The following is a 25,049-nucleotide window of genomic DNA, read 5'->3' on the forward strand; positions in this document are numbered from 1 at the left end:
AGGAAGGGAACCCGGTGAACTGAAACATCTAAGTAGCCGGAGGAAGAGAAAACAACATGTGATTTCCAAAGTAGCGGCGAGCGAAATGGAAAGAGCCCAAACCGGAGTGCGTGCACTCCGGGGTTCGGACCGCGGAATTGATTCAATGAGTTTAGCAGAATGGTTTTGGGAAAGCCAGCCAGAGAGGGTGAAAGCCCCGTAAGCGAAAGACGAGTTGACAAGGCGGTATCCAGAGTAGGTCGAGACACGAGAAACCTTGACTGAAAGAGCGGGGACCACCCCGTAAGGCTAAATACTCCTTAGTGACCGATAGCGCATAGTACTGTGAAGGAAAGGTGAAAAGGACCCCGGGAGGGGAGTGAAAGAGAACCTGAAACCATATGTTTACAAGCTGTGGAACCGCTTTAAATGCGGAACTGCGTACTTTTTGTAGAACGGTCCGGCGAGTTACGTCGGCTGGCGAGGTTAAGCACTTAGAGGTGTGGAGCCGAAGGGAAACCAAGTCTGAAGAGGGCGAAACAGTCAGCCGGAGTAGACCCGAAACCGGGTGATCTATCCATGTCCAGGTTGAAGTTGCCGTAAAAGGCAATGGAGGACCGAACCCACATCCGTTGAAAAGGGTGGGGATGAGGTGTGGATAGGGGAGAAATTCCAATCGAACCCGGAGATAGCTGGTTCTCCTCGAAATAGCTTTAGGGCTAGCCTCATACGAGTCTTGCGGAGGTAGAGCACTGAATTCCTAAGGGGGCGTCAAAGCTTACCAAGGGATATCAAACTCCGAATGCCGTGTAGATGATGTATGGGAGTCAGACTATCCGAGATAAGTTGGGTAGTCGAAAGGGAAAGAGCCCAGACCTACAGCTAAGGTCCCAAAATGTGTGTTAAGTGGAAAAGGATGTGGGATTTCAAAGACAACTAGGATGTTGGCTTAGAAGCAGCCATACATTAAAAGAGTGCGTAATAGCTCACTAGTCGAGAGGTCCTGCGCCGAAAATGTCCGGGGCTAAAACACACTACCGAAGCTTAGGAACTGACGAATGTCAGTTGGTAGAGGAGCATTCTTAAAGAGAAGAAGCTGTACCGGAAGGAGCAGTGGATCATTAAGAAGAGAGAATGCCGGAATGAGTAGCGAGAGGAAGGTGAGAATCCTTCCGGCCGAATATCTAAGGTTTCCAGAGTAAAGCTGATCTGCTCTGGGTAAGTCGGGGCCTAAGGCGAGGTCGAAAGACGTAGTCGATGGATAACAGGTTGAGATTCCTGTACTATTTTATGACAGAACTGTGGGGACGCAGGGAGAGAGCGCGAGCCGGGAATGGAAAGCCCGGTGCAAGCGAAGTACCCGTACATCAGGCAAAACCGGTGTGCAAGGGGAAGGCGTGAAGCGGACCGAAGTAAGAGTAGGGAAGAGCGTGAGCTAACTGCCAAGAAAAGCCGCTATTGTTCATAAAATACCCGTACCGTAAACCGACACAGGTGGATGAGGAGAGAATCCTAAGGCCGACGGGAGAAGCATTGTTAAGGAACTCGGCAAAATGACTCCGTAACTTCGGGAGAAGGAGTGCCTGGGAGACCAGGCCGCAGAGAATTGGCCCAAGCAACTGTTTAGCAAAAACACAGGTCTATGCAAAACCGAAAGGTGAGGTATATGGGCTGACGCCTGCCCGGTGCTGGAAGGTTAAGGGGAGAGGTTAGCGCAAGCGAAGCTTTGAACTTAAGCCCCAGTAAACGGCGGCCGTAACTATAACGGTCCTAAGGTAGCGAAATTCCTTGTCGGGTAAGTTCCGACCCGCACGAAAGGCGTAATGATTTGGGCACTGTCTCAACAATGCACCCGGTGAAATTGAAATACCAGTGAAGATGCTGGTTACCTGCGCCAGGACGGAAAGACCCCATGGAGCTTTACTCCAGCTTGATACTGGGATTCGGTATTGCATGTACAGGATAGGTGGGAGGCTAGGAAGTGGCAACGCCAGTTGCCATGGAGCCGCTGTTGGGATACCACCCTTGCAGTATTGGGTTTCTAACCAGCAGCCGTGAACCGGCTGGGGGACAATGTCAGGTGGGGAGTTTGACTGGGGCGGTCGCCTCCGAAAGGGTATCGGAGGCGCTCAAAGGTTCCCTCAGAATGGTCGGAAACCATTCGAAGAGCGCAAAGGCAGAAGGGAGCTTGACTGCGACACCGACGGGTGGAGCAGGTACGAAAGTAGGACTTAGTGATCCGGTGGTATAAAGTGGGATTGCCATCGCTCAACGGATAAAAGCTACCCTGGGGATAACAGGCTTATCACTCCCAAGAGTTCACATCGACGGAGTGGTTTGGCACCTCGATGTCGGCTCATCGCATCCTGGGGCTGAAGTAGGTCCCAAGGGTTGGGCTGTTCGCCCATTAAAGCGGTACGCGAGCTGGGTTCAGAACGTCGTGAGACAGTTCGGTCCCTATCCGGCGTGGGCGTAGGATATTTGAGAGGAGCTGTCCTTAGTACGAGAGGACCGGGATGGACTGGCCGCTGGTGTATCTGTTGTTCAGCCAAGAGCATAGCAGAGTAGCCAAGCCGGGACGGGATAAACGCTGAAGGCATCTAAGCGTGAAGCCCCCCTCAAGATGAGATATCCCATAACGTCAAGTTAGTAAGACCCCTTGAAGACGACGAGGTAGATAGGGCGGAGGTGGAAGTGTGGTAACACATGGAGCTGACCGTTACTAATAGGTCGAGGGCATAACCAAGCAAGGTGATAGGAGAATGGATGAAAAAGATCTTTTGTATGTAGTTTTGAAGGTATATAACCCTTGAAGAATGAGAGAAAAGGTACCTGGAAGTTTTTACTTCTGGGTGTTTTTTTGATAAATAAAAAATGATAAATATTAAACCTTTCTGACACAATTCTCCTTTTTTCTCTTATGAAATATGGTACACTGTGGCAAGCCCATAAGGGAAAAGGAGGACAAAGAAATGAAGAAAAAGAAACAGTATTGGCTTATAGCGCTGGTATGTATTATAGCAGCTGCAGCCGCAGCCGGTTATTATGTCTACATAAACCGTTTTAATGCACAGGCCTATGTAAAAGCAGTCTTGGACGTATCGTATAAAGAACAGATAAAAGAATATATAGAGCTGACAGATGCATCGGAAAAAGAGGCGAAACAGATTTTTGAAAAAAATCTGGATGTAACAATGGAAGAATTCGAGTCTTTAGAACTTCCGGAAGATCTGGCAGGAAAATATAGGGTACTCTTTGAAAATATTGCTAAGAAAGTAAATTATACAGTGGAAGAAGGAGTGAAAGATAAGGAAGGAAACTATACGGTTAATGTCATGGTAAAACCAATTACCTTATTTGATGATACATATGACACTTTCCAGGAGAAGGCAAAAGAATATGCAGAACAGGTTTCAAATGAAGTCATGGCAGGGGGCGAGATACCGACAGACGAGCAAATGCAAAAGGAAGTGTATCAGATTTATTATGAAGTTTTGCAGAAGGCTTGTGACGAAGGATTAAAATACGGAGAAGTGGAGAATGTGACCCTGCATGTGATCAAAACAGACGGTAAGGGGTATGAGATCGCTGAGGAAGATATGAGGCGATTAGATGCGGCGATGATTTCAGAAAATGCATTAAAAGCAGAGTAGAAATCTTGTGTTTACATAAAATTAGGTCTGTGAATGAGGTAAATCAAAGCAAAAAATGTTATGTAGATGGCGATTTAAATCATAGTCAGATAGGAGAAAATAGACTATACTTTTCTTAAGTGTTTATGGAGTAGAAGAGAGGTGCGGTTATGACGTTTGAAGAACAGAAAGCAAGAATTTTATCTGGCAGAATGTACAATGATCTGACGCCGGAACTGGTTGAGGCAAGACGAAGAGCGGTGGAAGTGACAGAGGAATACAATGCAAGTTACGGAAAAGCTTCGGAAGTAAGGGAAGCAATCCTGCGCAGATTGGTCAGACATGCAGGGGAGGGAGCTTTTTTCGAACCAGATTTTCATTGTGAATTTGGTTTCAACATTACATTGGGGAAAAACTTTTATGCTAATTTTGGCTGTATACTTTTGGATCCAGGTGAGATTATCATAGGAGATCATGTGCTGTTTGGTCCTCGTGTTTCTATCTATACATCTCGTCATGCTTATGATGCGCGGGAGAGAGCAGCAGGAGCCTGCTTTGCGAAACCAGTAAAGATAGGAAATAATGTATGGGTGGGTGGTGGTGTCCACATGGATCATGGGATTACTATAGGAGATAATACGATTATTGGAGCCGGCAGCGTAATTACCAGGGATATTCCGGCAAACGTAGTGGCAGCGGGAGCGCCGTGTCGAGTAATTCGAGAGATAAGAGAGGACGAGAAGACGGATTATCTGGATAGTCTTGAAAAAGAATACAGTTTGTGAAAGAAAAGAGGGAAAATATGAAAACGTTATATGTCTCAGATCTGGATGGTACATTGTTTAATAGTAAAAAAGAAATAAGTGCGAGAAGTGTTGAACTGTTGAATGGATGTATAGAAAGAGGAATGTTATTTTCTGTGGCGACAGCTAGAATGCCGTATGGATGTGATTATCGGCTGGATGCACTTAAAATGAGTACACCGGGAATATTGACAAACGGTGTGTTTATCTATGACTTTCGAAACAGGGAATTTTTACACGCGGAGATGATTCCGAGACAGGCGGCAGAAAAAGTTACAGAAGCCTTTCAAAGATGCGGTTTAGAATGTTTTATGTATATTCTGACAGGAAATAGGATAAGATTATATTATGGAAGCGAAAAACTAAAGGAACAGACACAGTATTACAGTAACCGTGCGTTGGAAGAATGCGAGGAAGTCGCTTATACAAAAGATTACAGGGCTGAAATGGACAAGGGCGGCGTATTTTACTTTGCATTGACGGGAAACCAGGAAGAACTGACTCCGGTAAAAGAAGAAATAGAAAAAATATCGGGAGTAAGCATCGCGTTTTATCTGAATATATACAATGGAATGTATTGTATGGAAATATTCAGCGAAAAAGCAAGCAAGAAAAATGCGTTGCTGCGACTGAAAGAAATGGTGGGATGCGAAGAACTTGTCGTATTTGGCGATAATTATAACGATGTTCCCATGATAGAAATCGCGGACAGGAGTTATGCTCCGGAAAACGCTCTGGAGGAGATTAAACAAATGGTGACAGGAGTTCTTCCAGATTGTGATCATGATGGTGTGGCAGAATTTCTTAACAATGAACAAAGAATGTAATAAAGGCGGCAATCCAAGTAATAGAAAGGGATTGCCGTTTTGTTTATAACGATTTTAAATAATTCTATTTCTAATAGGTAAAAAAGAAGAGGATGGAGCGCCGTTTTGGCACACCATCCTCTTCTTTTTAATCCCAGCTCTGCATAGCAGCTCCTTTTTCCGGGGGAAGACAATTTTTGGCATATGTTCTCATGAATCCCTTTTTCCTTTTTGGTTCGGGAAGAACAAGATTTTTTCTTCTCTTTTCGAGTTCTTCTTCAGATACGTCCAGTTTCAAAGAACGGTTTGGTATATCAATCTCAATCATATCATCGTCTTTAATCAGAGCGATTGCTCCGCCGATTGCCGCCTCAGGAGACACGTGCCCGATAATAGGACCGTGGCAGAATCCTGAGAAACGTCCGTCCGTGATTAAGGAAACACTTTCATCCAGACCGAGGTTAACAATCGCCTCTGTTGCTTCCATGACTTCTACCATGCCCGGAGCACCAACAGGTCCTACATTTCGGACAACGACGACATCGCCGGGCTGTACTTTTTCAGAGATGATTGCCTGATGAGCTTCAGAATCGCTCTGGTATACTTTGGCTGTTCCCCTGAAGTGGAGCATGCTTTTCTTAACTGTAGACGAGCGTACCACAGAACCATTGGGCGCAAGATTCCCTTTTAAAATACAGAGTCCGCCGTTTTCCGAGATTGGATTTTTCATAGAACGGATAACGTCGCTTGGACAACTATTTACATGTTCGAGAATTTCACCAAGAGTCTGTCCGTTTACGTTCAGACATTCCTTATGGATCAGAGGTTCCAGTTGTTTGAAGAGTTGGGGAACACCTCCTGCAAAGTGCAGGTCATCTACGGCATAAATACCACTGGGTCGCACATTGGCGATACAGGGAGTTGTGCGGTTGAATTTTTCAAATTCATCAGCTGTCATATCAATACCCAGTTCATTTGCAAGTGCCGGGATGTGCATGACTGCATTGGTAGATCCACCGATGGCAAGATCCATGCGGATTGCATTTTCCAGTGCTTCTCTTGTGATGATCTTTGAAGGAGTTAGATCTTCAAAGACCATTTCAACGATCCTGCGTCCGATATGTTTGCAGCTTACGATTTTATCGGTATAGACTGCTGGAATTGTTGAAGAACCGGGCAGAGTCATGCCGAGCGCCTCAGTTAAGATCTGCATGGTGTTGGCGGTCCCCATATTAGAGCAGGCCCCCATGGACGGACAAGCCTGGCATTCTGCCTGAAGGATTGCTTCTTTGTCTGCGTTTCCCTTTGAAATCTGTCCATAGGAAAATTCTGTTACGTCACATTGAAGGAACTGCTTTCCGTTTAGGCGACCTGAGAGCATTGGACCGCCTGTGCAGCAGATTGTGGGAATATCCAGGCGTGCTGCAGCAAGCAAAGTGCCCGGAACGATATTGTCACATCCGGAAAGCAGTACAAGACCATCGAAATGTTGTACACTTGCGACTACCTCAATTCCGGCAGCTACAATGTCCCTCATGGCGAGATCCATACACATAGTATCTGATCCGATAGCGACCTCTGCGCAGGTAGAGGGAAGACCAAATTCAAAAGGAATTCCGCCTGCTTGCCAGATAGCAGATTTGACCGCATCTGCCAGTTCACGAAGATGAGCATGTCCGGCTGAGTTTTCACTGAAAGTGTTTCCAATACCGATATGTGGTCGGTTAAGGTCTTGAGGGTCATATCCACTTCCCTTGTATACGGAACGTGAATGTGCGGCGGCATCGCCGACAAAATATTTTTGTGTAAATTCTTTCATAGGGATATCTCCTTTTCTTTTGATTCTTTGTAGTCGGCAGGACTTGTTCCGGTAACATTTTTGAATGTTCGATAAAAATGGTTGTAATTGTTAAAGCCGACTTCCTTACTGACAGCGGTGATCGACATTGGTCCTTTTAAAAGAAGTTTGGCCTTGTCGATACGCTTGTTGATGATGTATTTGTTTAATGTTGTGCCGGTGTAACGCTTAAACATCCGACTTAGATGAAATGTGCTGAAGCTGACATATTCAGAGAGCGTCTCTAGGGAAAGATCCTCGGCAATATGGGCATCGATATAACCGATCAGTTTTGTGACAACTTCCATGCTTCTGGAATCGGTGGAACTGATTTCCTGACCGGTGTAAAAAATGTCGTAAATATGGGCGAATACTTCGAGAATCATAGCTTTTTCCAGAATATCCCTCCCATTTTGGACATTGAGAGACTCATGTTTGTTATAAATCGTTACGAAAGCTTTAATTTGTTCAGGGGTGAGTGGTCTGGAATATTTGACGTCTGCACATCCTGAAAAGATGTTAAATAGATTCGTATTCTCTGAACAGGCAAAAAGGAGGAGGCTGGAATCAAAAGAGATACAGTATCTCGTGTAAGGCTCTTTGCAGGTAATGTGGATCTGATGTGGATCAAACATATTGATCAATACGAGACAACCCTGCATCAGGGTACGTTTCTGCCCATTGATCATGATATCTCCGATGATGCCATTTGCAGTTTCACACAGATAGAATTGGACTTCATAGAAATCATGATAGTGAAGTTCTTTTGTGAATTCATGGGATGCATCCCGTTTTGTAATACAATAATGACCATTATAAACATCTGCCTGCGATAGAAACAATGCTTTATCCATATGGAAACAACCTCCTTTTTGTAAACAGTAAAAGCAATAATTGTTATAGGAAATCATAGCACAACGGAAATAGATTCACAATTAAAAGATACTAAAATAGCAAGATATGTAATGCATATGGCAAGATAATGCAGAACATAAAAAGATATATTATTAGGAAGAAACAGACGAAAGCAAAATAAGTAATACCACGGGCAATATACTTAATCGACAAGGAATGTAGACAGAGGATAATATAAGAGTGTGCTAAGCAAAAGCAATAATTGAGGAGTAAGAAAAGAGACGGAGAAACAAAAAAAGAAAAGGAGATGTGTTGAAATGTCAGAATTGATCGTCATGTTGACAAACAACGATGTAACAGTACCAAATGCAAGGGAAACTTTTGAGGAGTGCAAAGATATGCCGGTGAAATACTGGGGATATAAAGATCACGGTATGGAACCGACGAAGATGAAAGAACTTGCACAGTATATGAAAGAAAATGGAAAGATAACATTCCTTGAAGTTGTGAGCTACACGGAGGAAGAGTGTATGAGAGGAGCAAAACTAGCTGTTGAATGTGGGTTTGATTATCTGATCGGAACACTTTTCTACGATAGTGTATATGAGTACATAAAAACGACAGACTTAAAATACTGCCCATTTGCCGGAAAAGTTTCGCAGAACCCGAGCATTCTTCAAGGGACAGCTCAAGAGATGCTGGATCAGGAAGCGATGTTTGCAGAAAAAGGGTGCGATGGAACAGATTTGCTTGGCTACAGATATGTGGACGGTGATCCGACAGCGCTTTCGGCAGAGTATGTTGCAAAGGCTAAAAAGCCGGTGATCCTCGCAGGCAGTGTCGGCAGCGATGAGAGAGTGGCAGAGGTGCTGAAGATGAACCCATGGACATTTACGATGGGAAGCGCACTATTTAATAAGAACTTTGTAAAGGACGGAACTTTCCGTGAGAATCTGGAGTATGTGTTAGGACTGCTCAAATAAAAGAAATGTTTCCTTTCGCTTCCGGGAGGATCATTATAAAGAAATATTTTTAATCTTTTAGTTTATTTATCAGAACATAGGAGGACAAAAAATGAAGAAATCAATTGTATTCAAAGGAGTATTTCCGGCACTGATCACACCTTTCAAGGCTGATGGCAGCATTGATCTTGAAGGATTAAAAGAAAGTGTGAAGTATTACATGAGCGTAGGCTGCGCAGGCGTATGCTTCAGCGGGTCCAGCGGCGAGCACGCATTTCTTTCAAGAGAAGAGAGAATCGAAGGAATTAAAGCGTGCCGTGAGGTGATCGGAAATGGTTATGTGATAGCTGGGGCAGGTGCGCTGACGACTGCAGAAACTTTGGAACTTGTAAAAGATGTGAAAAATGCGGGAGCTGATGCTGCTCTTGTACTTTCCCCGATCGGCAATACAACAGCAGATGGCATGGTGAAACATTATGAGACACTGGGAACAGTCGGTATTCCACTTCTTCTTTACAATCATCCGGCAGCTACAGGCATTACGATTGACATAGATATGTTTGATCGTCTCATCCAGATTCCGAATGTAGTAGGTATGAAAGAGACAAGCGGAAGCCTTCCATTCCTGGCAGAGATTCTGAGAAGATACAGTACAGATGAGATTACTTTATTCACGGGTTGCGATGACTTAACACTCCCATCCTGTGCGATCGGATTAAAGGCAATCATCCTTGCTACAGCAAATGTAGCGCCAAAGCAGGTGATCGATATTATGGATCTTGTGAATGAAGGAAAGATCGAGGAGGCACAGAAGATCTATTGGAATCTTGCCCCGCTGACTCGCGTCATCGGAGATGAGGCAAACTTCCCATCACTTCTTAAGAAAGCGACAGAGATGATGGGTCATGCAGCAGGAGATCCAAGACTTCCAATGATCCCGGCAACGGCAGAGCAGGAGGCAGAAATAGAAGAAGCATTGAAGATTGCAGGTTTAAAATAGAGAAAGAAAAACTGATTGGGAATGCCACCCTCCCGAGGCGTTCCCAGGAAAGGGGTAGGTAATATGAAAAAAATCAAGATTGGTCTGGTTGCAGTAGCAAGTCCGGTAGAGTCCGGAGGGGAGAGAGGAGACCATCTTCTCGCAAGAGCAAAAAAGGCGATCACGGATGCCGGCATGGAAGTAGTGACATATCCTGAACTGATCTGGGACGCTGCTGCGGCAATCGATGCATGCGCAAAACTGAAAGAGGAGAAAATCAATTCTCTTGTTGTTATGGACATCACATGGGTTGTTGATTCTATGAAATATATCTTCACAACACAACTTCAGGTGCCGACTGTATACTGGGCAGTTCCATATACAGAGACATTTTCTATCGGCTGTATTCAGCATTACGGCTCCATCCTGAAGGCGATGGGATTTACATATGGTTATGTATATGGACTTCCGGAAGAGGCGGAAGTGATCGAGGGAATCCGCACGTATGCAAAAGTTGGAGCTGCAGTAGAAAATACAAAGAACATGATCATCGGACTTGCAGGTCCGAGACAGACATGGAGAGTGGCAGGTCCACAGGACATGAGTAAAGAAGAATGGGATTTCACGATCAAGACGGGTGTATCTTTTGTTCATATTGAGATGGAAGAAATTACAGAGATTGCAGATCAGATTTCGGATGCCGATGCTGCTGTGACTTTGGAAGGGCTGAAAAAGAGAAGTGGGAAGTCGGTTGCTTCTGATGCGGCTCTCCTCTATAATGCAAAAGTCTATATGGCGACAAAAGAGATTATTGCAAAATACCAATTGACTTCCCTTGCAGCAGAGTGTTATCCAAATTACGGAGGATTGATGAATCTGATCGCTTCCTGGCTGGGAGATGAAGGCTTCTATCTGGATACAGAAGGAGATTTGGGGCATACCTTTATCATCAATACTCTGAATCAGTTTGCCGGAGGCGGAGTTGTCGCCCTCGGAGAAGCAGGGAGCATTGATGAAAAGAGAAATCTTATTCCAGTCGCTCACGAAGGAAGTACACCGATGTCTCTGGCCGATGACCTAAGCAGGGCACAGATCAATCCGAGTGGAGAGTTAGGTACATTTGTCGGAGTTCCTCACAAGGCATTCGATACAGTAACGACTTGCGCAATCGTAGGAAATGGTGGAAAATATAAAGTATTTGTCGCAAAAGGAAGAACTTTGGGCGTAACCCATGAAGAGTGGGTAGAAGGCGGATCAAAGCTGCTGGTAAACCTTCAGTATGATGTGCCGGCGCGTTCTGTGATCGATCAGCTCATCAAGGGCGGTATGGATCATCATTTTGTGATCAAGGAAGGAGACTATACAAAAGAGATGGAAGCATTCTGTGATTACATGGGATTTGACATATTGAAATTAAATTGATAATTTTCTATTTTTTAGGGTTGCGGCTGCCTGCTATATTAAGATCTGCCATGTGTCTAAGACACAGTCGGTCGTGACCAGCCCTCATATATGTACGCTGCAAGCGTATCAGAAAGAAAGGTGGCCGCAGCGGATTTTTCACTGTGGCTATTTTTCATGTAATAATAGAAGAAAGAAGGAAACAGAGTATGAAAGTATTAATGATCAATGGAAGCCCGAATGAGAAGGGATGTACATACACGGCTCTGGAGGTGGTAGCAGAGGCGCTTGCCGCAGAGAATGTCAATTCGGAGATCGTTCAGGTGGGAAGAAATTGTGTAAAAGGCTGCATCGGATGTGGCGCTTGTTCCGAGAGTCACAGATGCGTATTTGACGGTGGTATTGTAAATGAAATCTTAGATAAAATGGAAGATTCAGATGCGCTGATCGTGGGGACTCCTGTTTATTTTGCTTCACCGACAGGATCTCTTGTCTCTGTTCTGGATCGAATCTTCATGGCGGGCAATCGGTTTGCTCTGAAGCCGGCAGCAGCTGTAGCTACCGCAAGAAGAGCGGGTATGACGTCGTCTATTGATGTGATCCATAGATATTTCAATCTTGTGGGTATGCCGGTTGTTTCGTCAAATTACTACAATATGATATTTGGACGTACGCCAGAAGAATTGTTAAAAGACGAAGAAGGTGTGCAGACGATGCGTCTTCTCGGAAAGAATATGGCATGGATGCTGAAATGTATAGAAGCAGGAAAAGCGGCAGGGGTTGCCCAGCCGTTACCGGAGAAAAAAGTCAAGATGACATTTATCAGATAGGAGGATACTATGCAGTTATTACTCGGACTGGATGCAGGAACGACTGCATTAAAGGTAGCGCTTTTTGATGCGAAAGGTCAGCTTTTAGGAGTATCAACGCAGGAATACGCATTGGAAACGCCCCAGATAAATTATGTAGAGGTAGATGCGGAGGTCTACTGGCAGGCGTTTAAGAGTGGTCTGGCGGAGATCAGGCAGAACTACGAGATACGGCCGGAGGATGAGATAGCGCTTGCAATTTCCGCACAGGGAGAAACACTCATCTGCATTGACAAAACCGGCAGGGCATTACGAAAAGCAATCGTGTGGATGGATAATCGCGCAGTGGATGAGGCGAAAGCCATGGAACAACATTTTGGAAATGCAGTATGTTATAAAGTGACTGGTCAGGTAAGCTTTGAGCCTTGTTGGCCGGCACCTAAGATTCTGTGGATCAAAAATCATGAGCCGGAAGTATTTGAACATACGGATAGATTCCTGCTCCTGGAAGATTATCTGATCTACCGGATGACTGGAAGTTTCAATACCGAAGGATCGCTTGTGTGTTCTTCTGTATACTGGGATATTCTGAATAAATGTTACTGGAAAGAAATGCTGGAGTTTATCGGGATCAGTGAGTATCAGCTTGCGGAGGTTGTGGAATCTGCCACAGTAGTTGATGAGATACTTGATGAAGTGAGAGAAGAATTAGGATTTCCTTGTAAAGTAACGGTTTCTACCGGAGCTCTGGATCAGGTGGCAGGTGCGATCGGTGCGGGAAATATCCGCGAGGGGATGTTCTCAGAGACGATTGGTGCGGCGCTTGCAATCTGTGCGCCGGTTTCCAGACCGGTATTTGATCCAAACCAGAAGATGCCGCTTCATTATTTTGCACTGCCGGATACGTATATGATCCATACCTTTACCACAGGCGGAATGACGCTGCGCTGGTTCCGTGACAAGTTTTGTGCAGACGAAATGGCTGTGGAGAATAGTGGCGGGGGAGATGCTTACGATCTGATCAGTAAAGAAGTAGAGAAGATCGCACCGGGATGTGATGGACTTGTGATGCTGCCGCATCTGTCCGGTTCTCTGGCACCGGACGTGAATGCAAAGGCAAAGGGAGTATGGTTTGGCTTTAGCTTAAATCATACAAAACCACATTTTGCAAGAGCTATTATGGAATCTCTTGCATTTATCCTGAGAAGAAATCTGGAAGCATTAAAAGATATGGGAATCAGTGTGAAAGAGGTACGCTCTTTGGGAGGAGGCTCTAAGAGCCGTGTATGGAATCAGATTAAAGCGGATGCAAATGACATCACACTCGTGACTGTGCAGTCTAAAGAAGCGGCTTGCCTTGGAGCAGCAATATTGGCAGGTACGGCGACAGGTGTGTTTGAGAGTGTAGAAGATGCAGTGGAGAATATGATCAAAGTGAAAGACCAGTATCAGGCACAGTCCGAACTCAAAGCCATCTATGATAAAAACTATGAGATGTACTGCAAGCTGTTCCAAGATCTGACGGAGTGTTTTGACAGGACGGTATGACTTTATATAGACTTTATCGGGCAATCAAGCAGGATACGGAAAGACACATTGAGATCGATTCATTAGATCAAATGAAGAGGATGGTGGATGATATGGAAAATTATATGGATGCACTGACTCAAGGAGTATATCTGATCGGTGTAAAAAACGCAGAGAAAGTAAACTTTATGACAGCTGCATGGATTACCCAGGTATCAGGGAATCCCAAGAAAATCCTACTGGCAGTTGGGAAAAAGCATTATACAGCTGAGATGATACGAAAAGCAGGGAAATTTTCGATTAATGTGTTGAGAGCAGGACAGGAAGAGTTGGCGAAGAAGTGTGGATATACGTCAGGAAAAAATATGGATAAGTCAAAAGATATGGACTACTGCATAGAGGACGGCGTGCCTGTAGTAAACGGTACGGCAGGACATCTGTGGTGTACATTGACACGGGAGATTGACGAAGGCGACCATGTATTATTTATAGGTAACGTGAAGAGCGGCGAGAAAAAAGAAGTAGTTCCATTGATTTACCATGAAAAAGAATATTAAAGGAGAATATGTAGATGAAAGTGATCAAAAAAGAAGAAGCAAGAGTATATTTAGACGGACCAGAAGTATGCAGAGAATATGTCATTACGCCTAAGATCGTGTTTGGTTCCTCTACACTTTACCCAGGACAGACAGGTGGCATTGATCCGGGACATCCGGAAGGACATGAGATTTTTTATGTGAGCCGTGGTGAGGTTTTGATGCATAATACGGACACGGATGAATATTATGAGCTGCATGAAGGAGATACGATTCTCGTATATGAAGGCGAGCCTCATGAGCTGACGAACATTGGGACAGATATGGCGGTGATCACATGGAGTTGTGCGCCGAAAATAGATTGACAGATCTTCTGGAGTTTAATCCGGGTATGAATGATAATAACTCTGCGCAGCCATTGCATCAGATGGTCTATCATATTCTGCGATATGCGATCATAAGCGGCAGGGTACTTCCAGGAGAGCATTTGACAGAATACATGCTGTCAAAAACACTTAGGGTGAGCAGAACTCCGGTACGTGCAGCGATTATTCGCCTTGAGAACGAAGGATTGGTCATGAGGCGAAATGGGAGAACAATCGTACAGGATTTTCTGGGGCGGGAGATGGCCGAAATCACCGGAATACGCAAATCATTGGAAAGGCTGGCTGTTGTCACTGCATGTAGAAGTGTAGAGGAAAGTGATATACTGAGGCTTAAAGAAATCAATGCAGAGTTTGGAAATGCCCTGTGTGTTGGAAATATTTCAAAAGGTGCGCACGCAGACGAACGGTTCCACGAGGAAATATTTCGCATTGCGGGCAATCCTGTGTTACTGCGGATGCTTTACGGGCTGGAAAAATCTGCGTATGGATACAGGACCAGAGCGTGCAGTGCTGGAGCAGACGCAAAGCGTCAGACTATCGAACATGGGAGAATCATAGAAGCCCTGCAAAAAAGAGATTCCCAGCTTGCAGAGCAGGCAGCTATGCTGCATATCGAAGGGCAGAGATATGCCTTGTTTGATAGAGTACGAAAAGGAGCATAAAAGAAAGAAAAAATTATGCCACCAGACGAATGGTACCTTAATGGGGTGCATTCGCCTGGTGGCAGTTTTTGTGTGGTAACATTTTAAATATACTGACAAAAATACCTGGGAGGGGGGTACTAAAAACAGATAAAATAGTATATTATATTGAATTGTGCAAAAATGTAATGATTAGAGCAATTATGTTAATAGGATACATATTTTAATAGTGATAATATATAGAAAATAAAGAATCGCGATGAAAAAGATGGATATATCCTACAAATAGTAATGAAAGATTTACTGAAAATATTGAAAGGACAAAGGTAGATTTTCAGAGAAAAGGAGAGAGTAGGAATGGAGAAAAAGAAGAATGCCGTCAGTTTTATGACGGTTGTAACAATTACCGGTGCGGTAATATCCTACCGTATAGGAGCTGGATTTGCATCGGGAAATGAATGTATCCAGATCTTTGGCTCATGGGGAGAAGATGTGGGCTGGGCAGTACTCGGTGCCGTATTAGTACTTCTCTTAGGCGCAGTAGGTGTGTATCTGTTGAGTTATGAGCTTCAGTTTGACGGAAGTGATGACGGGTACCGCGCGGTAGGCGGAAAAGGTTTTGGAAAGTTTGTCCAGATTTTTACAGGCATTATGCTGCTGCTTAATTTTCTGACCATGTTTGCAGGAGCTGGTAGTTTGTTAAATCAGCAGTATGGACTGCCGAATTGGGTGGGTTCGACTTTAGCAGGGGTGGTAACATTTATTTCACTGTTAGGTGGATTAAAATCACTGGAAAAAGTATTGGGTTCCATAGGAATTATTATTTTGGTTTATTTGCTTGTGTTTGGTGTTGTGACGCTTTTTACAACAGAACCCAATTTTGATAACATTTATGGGGCTAAAGCTGCTGTTGAGGCGGGAGAGATCATGCAGGTAAACCTGTTCTCACTGCCGCCGTTTAGTTGGATTCCCGGATTGGCAGAACATAATAACGCATTTATCAATGGCGTGGTTTACGGAGCAGAGGCGAATTTTTGCTCTTTCCCATTTTTGATCATGCTTGCGAAGAGATGTAAGAGTAAGAAAGAAGCAGTAGTTTGTGGGCTTGCAGGTGATCTGGGTTATATGTTCTGTGTATGTGTATCTCTTGTCGTATTGATGTTTAATTTTGATTCTATCATGAATCCTGTTACATATGAAATGAATCCATTCCCTACATTGGCGGCAGTGACAAAACTAATACCTATATTGGCATGGACATATGCAATCTTATGTTTCCTAGGAGTGTTTACTACGATATCAGGCTATTTATTTGCTGTGGATGAGATGGTGTTTAAAGAAAACATTACTTCGAGAAACAGTAAGATCTTCCAGATCGGGATGATCGTAATCGGTATTCTGTTGGGAGGCGTACTGCCGTTCTCGAATATGATTAATGTACTTCTTCCGGTCAGAGGGGTTGTAGGAATCTTACTTATCGTTCTTGTGTTTGCTGCCCTTGCGCGTGTTAAGAAAAAATCTGCGGTGAAGGAAGTAGAGGCTGAAGGGATAGAATGTGAGAGCACAGAAGATGCCACAGAACATATATAAAACGTATTAAAAATGAAGTGTACTGGAATTCGGATGTATCCGTATTTCAGGAAGCAGAGAGAGAAAGGAGAAAAAATTATGGAATATGTAGGAGGAAGACCGTATTATGGAGATCTTGTAGGGGTATTGATGCTGGATATGGCAGCACCGTTGATCCCGGGAAATGTAGGGAACGCAATGTCATATAATTTTCCGGTGAGGTATAAGGTGCTTAAGGGGTTGCCGGCTGACTGGTGGCAGGATGAGATCGGACCGGATGAGTCCAGATGTCAGGTATTTATAGAAGCGGCGAAAGAACTTGAGGCAGAAGGCTGCAAAGCAATTACATCAGGGTGTGGCTTTTTCGCTATCTACCAGGAAAGAGTTGCAGCCGTAGTTAATATTCCGGTATTTCTGTCCCCTCTTCTGATGGTACCGATGCTTTCCAGAATGATGGGTGCAGGTAATCGTGTAGGTATCCTCACAGCCGGAGGCGATCACTTAAAAGGAGATTTCCTTAAGAAAGTTGGTATTGATGAGACAGTGAATTATGCAGTTGGCGGTCTGCAGAAGACGGAAGAGTTCTATAATGTACATGTGACATGTAAGAAAAAGACTATTGATCCAGAAAAGATGCAGGCAGAAGTTGTACAGGCAGCTGAAAATCTGATCGCCCAGTATCCTGATATTGGCTGTTTTGTATTTGAGTGCAGCGACATTCCGCCGTTTGCAAGAGAAGTTGCAAGAAGAACAGGACGCCCTGTATTCGACTTTATCGGTCTTGCCCATATGGTGGCAAGAGCAATACAACCGGTACAGTATCCGCAGTTTTTTGATAAATAAGTTTAATTTTATTACCGCCGAAGGAACAGAAATACTGTGAATTCGGCGGTGATTTTTTTGCGATTTAGAAAAATGAACGATAAATATAATATGGACAGTATATGTAAGGTAAAAAGCAATAATATGCATTGTTGTACGCAAAATATATATGTATTATATAGATAACAAAAGGCGCCTATAACTATAAAAATATGTGCAAAATGTAAATGGAGGAATGAGCATGAAAGATAAAATTAATATCAAAACAATACTCCTTACAGCAGGAGCCTTTGTTTCGTTTAATGTTGGTGCAGGCTTCGCGTCCGGCAACGAACTTCTTCAGTTCTTTGGATCTTGGGGGGGAGGAACCGTGGCGGCAGTGCTTGCCGGCTTTGTTACAACAGTTATTTATTGTGTCTGCCTTTTCTATGTAGGCCAAAGTGTGAATTTCGGTAGTTCGATCGAGACGTATAACTTTTTTGGCGGAAAAATTTTAGGACGGTTTTTTCAGATATTTGTTGTGGTTCTTACGGCAGCGACTGCGATGATGTTTTTTTCAGGCGCAGGCTCCCTTCTTTGGCAGATGTTTGGTCTTCCACAGTGGGTAGGGGCTGTGTTGCTTGGAGCAACCGCTGTGATTGTGGTTCTGGGAGGACTGGCAAGAGTGCAGAATGTGCTGGGATATGCGGGAATAGTAATACTCGTGTATGTACTCATTTTCGGGGTGATTTCTATGTTCAATCCTTCATCCAGTATGGAGCAGGCAGCAGGAGTTGCAGATATGGTCAAGGCAGGACAGGTTTATCAGGCGAATATGTTCGATCTTTTCCCATTCAGCCTGATTCCACAGCTCTCTGAATGGAATTCACCGGTTCTGGAAGGTGTATTGTATGGGACACTTTGTATTACGACGGGGTTTCCGTTTTATCTGACATTGGGACAGCGTTCAAAAAAGAACGGAGAAGCAGTAGGATCTGCAATATTTAGTTCGATTGTTTTTTTTGCTTGTGTCGTTTTGGTACTTTTGTTGGTAATGATGAATTTTGATTCTGTGATTAATCCGGCGACAAATGAAATGAAGCCTTTCCCGGCAGTTGCGGCAGTGGATGCGCTGTGGCCGACAGGAAGTTGGACATATGCATTTATTATTTTCATTGGAATTTTTACAACATATACAGGATTTTTATGGTCTATCAATCATATTTTCTTTGAAAAGAAAGAAAAATCTACAGGAAGCAAGATATTCATCGTACTGTTGACTGTGTTTGGTATTTGCTTGGGGAGTGTGCTTCCTTTCTCACAGTTTGTCAATATCCTCCAACCATTGAGCGGTGTCGTTGGAGTAGTTATGTTCATTACTATTATTGTAAAAACAGTGCGTATTGTGGTAGAAAGAAGAAAGAAAGCGAATATCGTAGAAGTGGACTAGGCTGAAATGAACTAGCATAAGAAAAAATGCAGAGTGCCCGACAGAAATATCCGAAATAGTAGATATTTCTGTCGGTTTTCTTATAATTCACATTCCCGGTTCCCTTTTAGAAAAAGCAGAACTGCAATAATGCCTGTGATACCGGCGGCAAACTTTCCGGCAAAGAGGGCAGGGAGCACTTCGGGACATGCACTCATGGCAAGACCGAGTTGACTTCCAAATACAGCAGCTACAAGAATTGCCCATGTGCCGTTTATAATTTGTCCTTTTGTATTCATGCGCTTCATCATGGGAAATACGGGAGCGCAAGAGACAAGTGTGAACAGGAGACCGGATATACTGATGACATCAAGACCTATGCAATTTCCGATCCATGTGAGAGGAGTTTTCAGTAGTCGGGAGACAAGTTCCATAACCGGCAGCATACCGATCATAGTGATGGTCATTTGACATACGAGAAGCATAGCGTCCATTAGTGGCTCCATGTCAGGAAAGATGGTGATATTAAGTAGATAATCCAGACAGCCTAGTACTATACCTGCTAATCCTAGCAGCTTGATGAGAAATGCAAGCCCTTCCATGAGTTTTACCATTTTGTCAGGCAGTTTGATCATACCTATGATGATAAGGAGAGAAAGTATAATTACCGGAAGACTGTTCCAGACAATGGTGATGAAAGGAATTCCAAGAATCAGTCCGCCTATAAGATTTCCTATAGGTATACATCCGAGACCGAACAGCGCACCACGGGAAAAGTTGGGGATGACTTCTCGCCCCAGTATGCCGAATCCTAAGGGAATCGTGAATGTGAGAGCGCCGCCGAACATCCCGGCAGTTATCATTCCAAGCATAAGGCCGACAGCGGGATCCTCTGCGAGAGATTGAGACAATGCAAATCCTCCCATATCGCAGCTGAAGAGGATGCTTAAGACAGAGGGATCCATATTGAGTGCGTGGAAAAAAGGAGTTCCGATATTTTTTAAAAATGCTGCTGTAGCAGGCGCAATCATGAGGATACCGACCATAGACATCATCATAGATCCCATCATGTTGAAGCCCTGCTGGAATTTGTCGCCTAATTTCCATTGGTTTTTTAATACCATGTCCAGAACTCCCGCAAGGATTCCGAATGTGGTGAGCATTTTGATGAATTGTTCCATTTTTAGCTCCCTTCTTGATTAATTATAAATGCTATTTTTGATACTATAGTGAATAAGTGAGCATGATTCTCAAGATTATTCTGGCGTAGACATAATAAAGGCTTCATAGAAAAATGTAAATAGTGCAGACAGATAAGAGCAAGATATGTGATGAAATAGGCAAAATACGATATGAGATAGCGGTATCAAGGTTGAGATGGATGTGATTTGAGCTATTGTAGATGCAAGAATCTCACAAAACTTGACCCAAAAGGAGTTAGCAGAAAGATCAGGTATCGATCAGGCTGACATCAGCAAACTGGAGAACGGAACCAGAATCCCCTCCATTAAGCCTTTGCAGCGTCTTGCAGAAGACATGGGAATGATGCTGAAGATTGAATTTGTACCAAAGAAAACATCCTGATATCACACACGTAAAAGAAACTCTCAAGGAGGAGACTTTTTCAGGTATGATGGGCATGCCTGTGTTTTGTATTGAAAGTCCATATAGGCGTAGCACGGAGAGCAAAAAGACTGGAGCAAGTAAAATCAGCAGTTTATTATTGATGATTACCTTTTGTTTTTCCTAAAAAGAAAAACAGCCAGAAACGCCGTAAAATCAACGTTTCTGGCACATGTCAAAACAGGGGATGAGAGAATCGAACTCCCACCAAAGGTTTTGGAGACCCCTATCATACCATTTGACCAATCCCCTACTTTTTTGGGCTGCTTTGTCAGCCACTCGATTATTATACTTTGATTGGCTTTGCTTGTCAAGTGTTTTTCTTAAAATCATCAAATCTTGATCGAGCGAAGTCTTTGCGATTATATAAAAAAGCCGGGATGTATGACCCGGCAGAATAAGAGGAAATATATGTAAAAAAGCATTGCGCTTTGTTTATATGTAATATAACGCGAAAGTGTGAAGAATATGTGTTAAATAAGTAAAGATGGAATGAAAAATTATTAAGAAATTCTATCTTTACTTCCTGTTTTTATAAAAACTACAATTCTAAAAAGTTAATTCCGTATGTACAGTCCATAGCATTTCATGCGCGCGGCTTCCGATTCCTGATATTGTTTTGGCGTTGCGCCTACAAACTTTTTGAATACCCGATGAAAATGAGAGGCATCAAAAAAACCTAAGCGGTGGGCAATATCGGAGATAGGGATATCCGCGCCCAAAAATATTTTAGCCAATGCAATTTTTCGTTTATTAATATATTCTGTGATATTGATTCCCAGTTCGTTTTTAAAGTTACGCCGCAGTGCGCTCTCAGAGATAAAGAAACGCTGTGCGAGATCGGATATTTTGAAGGAGTCATATATATTCAAATTGATATATTGAAGAACAGATAATATCATAGGAGAACACTTGTTGTCTGCAAAACCATATAGTTCCTTTGTGAAATGTATGATCGCGCTGTCTCTTACGACAAGAATATCTGCAAGTTTTGTCTTACTTTCTACTTTTCTGATATAGAAATCCCGCAGTTTGATCATGTCCAATATATCTTTTCCAAGGTGTATTGCCAGAGCAGATAATTTTTCAAGGATAACAATGGTATAGTTTTTCTCTGCACGGACCGGATTGCCAGACGATTTGGGGACAACACTGTGTCCAATGTCCGCGATCCCCTGTTTTAGGCGGGAGAGATCCCCGGATATAACAAGCTTTAAAATCTGATTTTCATAATAAAATGCATATCTTTCTGCCTGCAAGAAATTAAGGTCTGTATTATCTAAAAGTTCATTCATGATTTCTAATTCATTCATATGAACCTGTTTATGCAGATCATCAGAATAAAGTTGTTCCAGGTCTAAGTTGAATAAATCTCCGAGAAGAGTAATAAAATCTCGAATATCTCCCAATGAATAAATCAAACGAGTATTGTAATATTGCCAGTATTTTTCTTTGTCTGCAGCAGATAAATGAGCAAACGAAGGACGCTGCATCAAAGAAAGAAAACGAGAATGCGTGATTGGATTTGTAACGAAAGGACCGATCGTAATAATCACATCGGAATATTTAAAGGAGATAAACACTTCTTTAAAAACACCATAATCAAACCACATATAACGAGTAGGGAGTTCTTTTCTGGAAAAGTCATAAGGAAATCCGTGTGATGTATTGGAATAATAGGAGTGCAATCGTTTAAAATGTAAATCCGATATATAGACTGACATTTTTAAAACAACATGGAGTGATTTGAGTTTTTTCTGTTCCTTTTCGGTGAGATTCATATTATAGATACCGCCTTTGTATAATTTATATTTTTTATGTATTGTTCTACCAATATATCATTTTACAGGCGAAAAATACATTGTTTGGCAAAAAGTATGAGGAATATTGTTGTATTGTACAAGAAAAGCGTAATCTATACAATTTAAATAAAAAGCGATAAATGGAAAAACACATCATGTATATATGCAGAAATTCTATGTAAAGAATAGTCTGAAATAGTGAGATTAAATGATTTTTATGGATTTATTATAGACTGTTCGGTATTTTAGACGTATGTAAAGAACAGATTATAAAAAGGAGGAAAAAGGCATGCAACTAAAGATATTAGTAGATTATGCGGTTCGGATACTCTTATATCTTGCAGAGCAAAAGTGTCCTGTGCCGTCTAAAGAAATAGCCGAACAGCTGCACATTTCTCAGAATTATGTATGCAAGATCATAGAGACATTACAGGAAGAAAAGATCGTTACAGTCTATGCAGAGGCAAAAGGCGGTACCGAATTGAAGAAGCAACCGAATAGGATTACCTTGTTGGAAATTATCGAACTTATGGAACGGAAGATGAAAATTCCCCGGTACAGCATGGAAAAGACATCCGGCAGGCAGTATGCGTCTATACTCCGTCAGATAGGAGGGGATTATACCGGTGTGCAGGAAACGCTGGATAATATGTTAAAAGAGGTGACTATTCAAGATCTGTTAGATATGGAGTACCCTTGTTCTTTGTGAAGTGTTTTCCATCTTTCTATCTGCTCCCTATCTCTGGAATAACGCCTGTTTTCAAGGCAGTCTACGCTGCGTAGATACGGTTACAACAAACCGTGTATTGTAAAATCCAGATGTTTTGCTACAATAAATGCAGGTACAGATTACAGTACATGAAAAGAATGGGCAGAAATGGCGGGAGGCAGAAAATGGAAAATAAAACGGGGCAATTTATAGCCAGGCGGAGAAAGGCGATCGGACTTACACAGAAAGAACTGGCTGAACAGCTTGACGTGACGAACAAGGCCGTCTCGAGATGGGAAACGGGAGGCGGGATGCCGGATGTCAGTGTACTTAAGGAATTGAGTCAGATACTGGAGGTCAGCGTAGATGAGCTGTTAGAGGGAGAGTATATAGATAATGCAGGGAGTGAAAAGACGGTATTTTTACAAAGAAGATCAAGAGACAGAAAAGGCAAAGAACAGGATGTACAAAAAGAAGCAGCAGGTACAGTCGGGATGGCCAAAAGGGCAGCGAAGAAATCCGGCAGAAGAAGGTTTTTTCTGAGCGCGTTGGCGCTTCTGCCTGCGATAGCCGTGCTGTGTATGCAGATCTTTTTTCTATATGTGCGAAGAACTTATCAGATAGAATATATTACAGAATGGCTTCCCTGGCTGTTCTTTTCGGTGGCGGCGCTCTCTGTGGCAGGAGCGCTTTGTATCAGTCTGCAGAAACGATTGGCAAGGCTTGTTTGTGCAGGAATTGGCGCAGGTGTTCTGCTTCTGTTTCTTGTACTGGGAATATATGCGTCGGTGAAGCCTTATGCACTGAGAACGATTGCGAGTGTTTCGCCGGATCATAGACATATGGCAGTATTAAAATATGAGAAAGAAACAGGCAGGGTACTGACCTATCAGAATCAGAAACTGTGGTTTGCCCGAAGGTCAGATCAATTTCCTTACACAGCAGAAGAAGATATAAAAATGCAGTGGCTTGCAGAGGATGTCTGCGCAGTGACCTACAAGTCTCCGGATGACCGGCAGGTTCATCAATATGTATTGACCTATGGGGACAGAGGGGACGGAATCACTACCTATTACGTCTATAACGTTGTACAGGGAGGCTGGAGTGCAGAAGGAAAAAATACAGCCGGATGGGAATTAAAGACTGGTCCGGAGGGAATTACCGTGGTTTCGCCGTCGGAGGGAGAAGAAACGTATGCCTTTGACGAATGTGTGCAGTTTGGAACGCTTGCAATCGCACTTTGCAAAGGAGGCCTGCCGCAGTGGACGTTGGCGCTCGAAGAGGACTGCCAGATCTCAGATACAGACTACATCGAGGCTGGAACAGTCGCTCTTTGCAAAGTTACCATGGAGAAGTCTGCGCCTATACATTTTACAAGAGGAGAACTTCCCGATAGAGAGTGGGGGAAGAAGCTGGCGGCTGAGGACGCGCAAGAGCTTGGTAAGGCACTGGCAAAAGAAATGAAAGAGACCTTAAAAGTGGATCCTACACTGGCAGAGTATGAATCTACGGCTTATGGCGGGATTAAGATAGAGACTGAAGAGACAGACATATTTTGGATCGTGCGGTGCGCCATGGAGGAACGGTTAAAAATCTTCTCAGCCAACGGTGGAGATGTGGATTGTCAGATTTTGTATATGGAACTGATCGCAGGGGACAGCTACGATTGTGTAGTACAGGTAAAGAGCCGGGAGATGTATACCGGTTCTGCAGGAGAAAAGTCTCAGGCAGATATGGAGACGACTTTTCGTGTCATGAAAGGAGAGGGGGTATACCTGCTCTGTCCGGTCGGTTATGGAACCGACGCGGCCGCAGGGTTAGACGCTCCGGCCATGAGGCAGGAACGGGATACGGAAGAAGAGGAAAAATATCATTTCTTTGTACCGGCGCAGTAAGCTGGCAGAGAAAGTAAAGTTGGAGAAGGAATCTGATTACATACAGCATATGGACAGGGAAAGGAAAC

20 protein-coding genes, 1 tRNA gene, 1 rRNA gene and 1 pseudogene are annotated in these 25,049 nt (G+C 43.4%); 18 read left to right on the plus strand and 5 right to left on the minus strand.

Going from position 1 to position 25,049, the window contains the following annotated elements; translation table 11 throughout:
* The 4 genes from BN3282_RS00030 to BN3282_RS00045 form a co-directional block, all read left to right on the plus strand.
* A 23S ribosomal RNA gene (locus tag BN3282_RS00030) occupies positions 1 to 2,725 on the plus strand; the annotation flags it as partial.
* A gap of 226 nt (positions 2,726 to 2,951) precedes the next feature.
* On the plus strand, positions 2,952 to 3,632 hold the full coding sequence (locus BN3282_RS00035; RefSeq protein WP_059066120.1) for a hypothetical protein: 681 nt from the start codon (positions 2,952 to 2,954) through the stop codon (positions 3,630 to 3,632).
* Between the two features lie 149 nt (positions 3,633 to 3,781).
* Positions 3,782 to 4,396: a sugar O-acetyltransferase gene (locus BN3282_RS00040; protein ID WP_082667400.1), complete on the plus strand. Its 615-nt coding sequence runs from the start codon at positions 3,782 to 3,784 to the stop codon at positions 4,394 to 4,396.
* 17 nt (positions 4,397 to 4,413) lie between these two features.
* Positions 4,414 to 5,241 carry an HAD-IIB family hydrolase gene (locus BN3282_RS00045; RefSeq protein WP_059066121.1) on the plus strand — a complete coding sequence of 276 codons (828 nt, stop codon included), beginning with the start codon at positions 4,414 to 4,416 and terminating at the stop codon, positions 5,239 to 5,241.
* Between the two features lie 127 nt (positions 5,242 to 5,368).
* Here BN3282_RS00045 and ilvD read toward each other — a convergent pair whose 3' ends face one another.
* Together ilvD and BN3282_RS00055 are read right to left on the minus strand one after the other, a co-directional pair.
* Complete coding sequence (ilvD, locus tag BN3282_RS00050) at positions 5,369 to 7,039, minus strand: dihydroxy-acid dehydratase (protein WP_059066122.1); 1,671 nt, start codon at positions 7,037 to 7,039, stop codon at positions 5,369 to 5,371.
* Positions 7,036 to 7,911, minus strand: coding sequence for an AraC family transcriptional regulator (locus BN3282_RS00055; RefSeq protein ID WP_059066123.1), 876 nt, complete (start codon positions 7,909 to 7,911; stop codon positions 7,036 to 7,038). The genes ilvD and BN3282_RS00055 overlap by 4 nt, the downstream gene beginning before the upstream one ends.
* Before the next feature lie 318 nt (positions 7,912 to 8,229).
* Here BN3282_RS00055 and BN3282_RS00060 point away from each other — a divergent pair, with 318 nt between their 5' ends.
* The 11 genes from BN3282_RS00060 (at position 8,230) to BN3282_RS00110 (ending at position 18,973) form a co-directional block, all read left to right on the plus strand.
* Entirely contained in the window at positions 8,230 to 8,895 is a 666-nt protein-coding gene (locus BN3282_RS00060) for a beta/alpha barrel domain-containing protein (RefSeq protein WP_059066124.1), read from the plus strand.
* Between the two features lie 91 nt (positions 8,896 to 8,986).
* Positions 8,987 to 9,874: a dihydrodipicolinate synthase family protein gene (locus BN3282_RS00065; RefSeq protein ID WP_059066125.1), complete on the plus strand. Its 888-nt coding sequence runs from the start codon at positions 8,987 to 8,989 to the stop codon at positions 9,872 to 9,874.
* 63 nt (positions 9,875 to 9,937) lie between these two features.
* Positions 9,938 to 11,275: a hypothetical protein gene (locus BN3282_RS00070; protein ID WP_059066126.1), complete on the plus strand. Its 1,338-nt coding sequence runs from the start codon at positions 9,938 to 9,940 to the stop codon at positions 11,273 to 11,275.
* A 188-nt stretch (positions 11,276 to 11,463) separates the two neighbouring features.
* The gene (locus tag BN3282_RS00075) at positions 11,464 to 12,084 is read left to right on the plus strand and encodes a flavodoxin family protein (protein WP_059066127.1); all 621 of its coding nucleotides are present in this window, start codon (positions 11,464 to 11,466) and stop codon (positions 12,082 to 12,084) included.
* Between the two features lie 9 nt (positions 12,085 to 12,093).
* Positions 12,094 to 13,611 carry a xylulokinase gene (locus BN3282_RS00080; protein ID WP_059066128.1) on the plus strand — a complete coding sequence of 506 codons (1,518 nt, stop codon included), beginning with the start codon at positions 12,094 to 12,096 and terminating at the stop codon, positions 13,609 to 13,611.
* On the plus strand, positions 13,608 to 14,147 hold the full coding sequence (locus tag BN3282_RS00085) for a flavin reductase family protein (protein ID WP_059066129.1): 540 nt from the start codon (positions 13,608 to 13,610) through the stop codon (positions 14,145 to 14,147). The genes BN3282_RS00080 and BN3282_RS00085 overlap by 4 nt, the downstream gene beginning before the upstream one ends.
* Positions 14,148 to 14,161: 14 nt before the next feature.
* The gene (locus BN3282_RS00090; protein WP_059066130.1) at positions 14,162 to 14,491 is read left to right on the plus strand and encodes a cupin domain-containing protein; all 330 of its coding nucleotides are present in this window, start codon (positions 14,162 to 14,164) and stop codon (positions 14,489 to 14,491) included.
* Complete coding sequence (locus tag BN3282_RS00095) at positions 14,464 to 15,174, plus strand: GntR family transcriptional regulator (protein ID WP_059066131.1); 711 nt, start codon at positions 14,464 to 14,466, stop codon at positions 15,172 to 15,174. Before BN3282_RS00090 ends, BN3282_RS00095 begins: the two co-directional genes overlap by 28 nt.
* Before the next feature lie 336 nt (positions 15,175 to 15,510).
* Positions 15,511 to 16,743: a hypothetical protein gene (locus tag BN3282_RS00100; RefSeq protein WP_059066132.1), complete on the plus strand. Its 1,233-nt coding sequence runs from the start codon at positions 15,511 to 15,513 to the stop codon at positions 16,741 to 16,743.
* Positions 16,744 to 16,821: 78 nt separating this feature from the next.
* Entirely contained in the window at positions 16,822 to 17,565 is a 744-nt protein-coding gene (locus BN3282_RS00105; protein ID WP_162858198.1) for an aspartate/glutamate racemase family protein, read from the plus strand.
* A 220-nt stretch (positions 17,566 to 17,785) separates the two neighbouring features.
* Positions 17,786 to 18,973: a hypothetical protein gene (locus BN3282_RS00110; RefSeq protein ID WP_059066134.1), complete on the plus strand. Its 1,188-nt coding sequence runs from the start codon at positions 17,786 to 17,788 to the stop codon at positions 18,971 to 18,973.
* A gap of 80 nt (positions 18,974 to 19,053) precedes the next feature.
* Here BN3282_RS00110 and eutH read toward each other — a convergent pair whose 3' ends face one another.
* Entirely contained in the window at positions 19,054 to 20,133 is a 1,080-nt protein-coding gene (gene eutH, locus BN3282_RS00115) for an ethanolamine utilization protein EutH (protein WP_059066135.1), read from the minus strand.
* A gap of 184 nt (positions 20,134 to 20,317) precedes the next feature.
* Between eutH and BN3282_RS00120 the strand changes: the two are divergent.
* Positions 20,318 to 20,536: pseudogene (locus BN3282_RS00120) on the plus strand (helix-turn-helix domain-containing protein).
* Positions 20,537 to 20,756: 220 nt separating this feature from the next.
* Here BN3282_RS00120 and BN3282_RS00125 read toward each other — a convergent pair.
* Together BN3282_RS00125 and BN3282_RS00130 are read right to left on the minus strand one after the other, a co-directional pair.
* Positions 20,757 to 20,827: transfer RNA gene (locus BN3282_RS00125), tRNA-Trp, on the minus strand.
* A 305-nt stretch (positions 20,828 to 21,132) separates the two neighbouring features.
* Positions 21,133 to 22,356, minus strand: coding sequence for a YSIRK-targeted surface antigen transcriptional regulator (locus BN3282_RS00130; protein ID WP_059066136.1), 1,224 nt, complete (start codon positions 22,354 to 22,356; stop codon positions 21,133 to 21,135).
* Between the two features lie 310 nt (positions 22,357 to 22,666).
* On the opposite strand from BN3282_RS00130, the gene BN3282_RS00135 reads away from it, so the two are divergent.
* Positions 22,667 to 23,086: an RrF2 family transcriptional regulator gene (locus tag BN3282_RS00135; RefSeq protein WP_059066137.1), complete on the plus strand. Its 420-nt coding sequence runs from the start codon at positions 22,667 to 22,669 to the stop codon at positions 23,084 to 23,086.
* Positions 23,087 to 23,271: 185 nt separating this feature from the next.
* Positions 23,272 to 24,981 (plus strand): helix-turn-helix domain-containing protein, encoded by a 1,710-nt coding sequence (locus BN3282_RS00140; protein WP_082667402.1) that lies wholly within the window; start codon positions 23,272 to 23,274, stop codon positions 24,979 to 24,981.
* Positions 24,982 to 25,049 lie beyond the last annotated feature (68 nt).

This window comes from Mediterraneibacter massiliensis (assembly GCF_001487105.1).
Taxonomy (GTDB): Bacteria; Bacillota; Clostridia; order Lachnospirales; family Lachnospiraceae; genus Mediterraneibacter; species Mediterraneibacter massiliensis.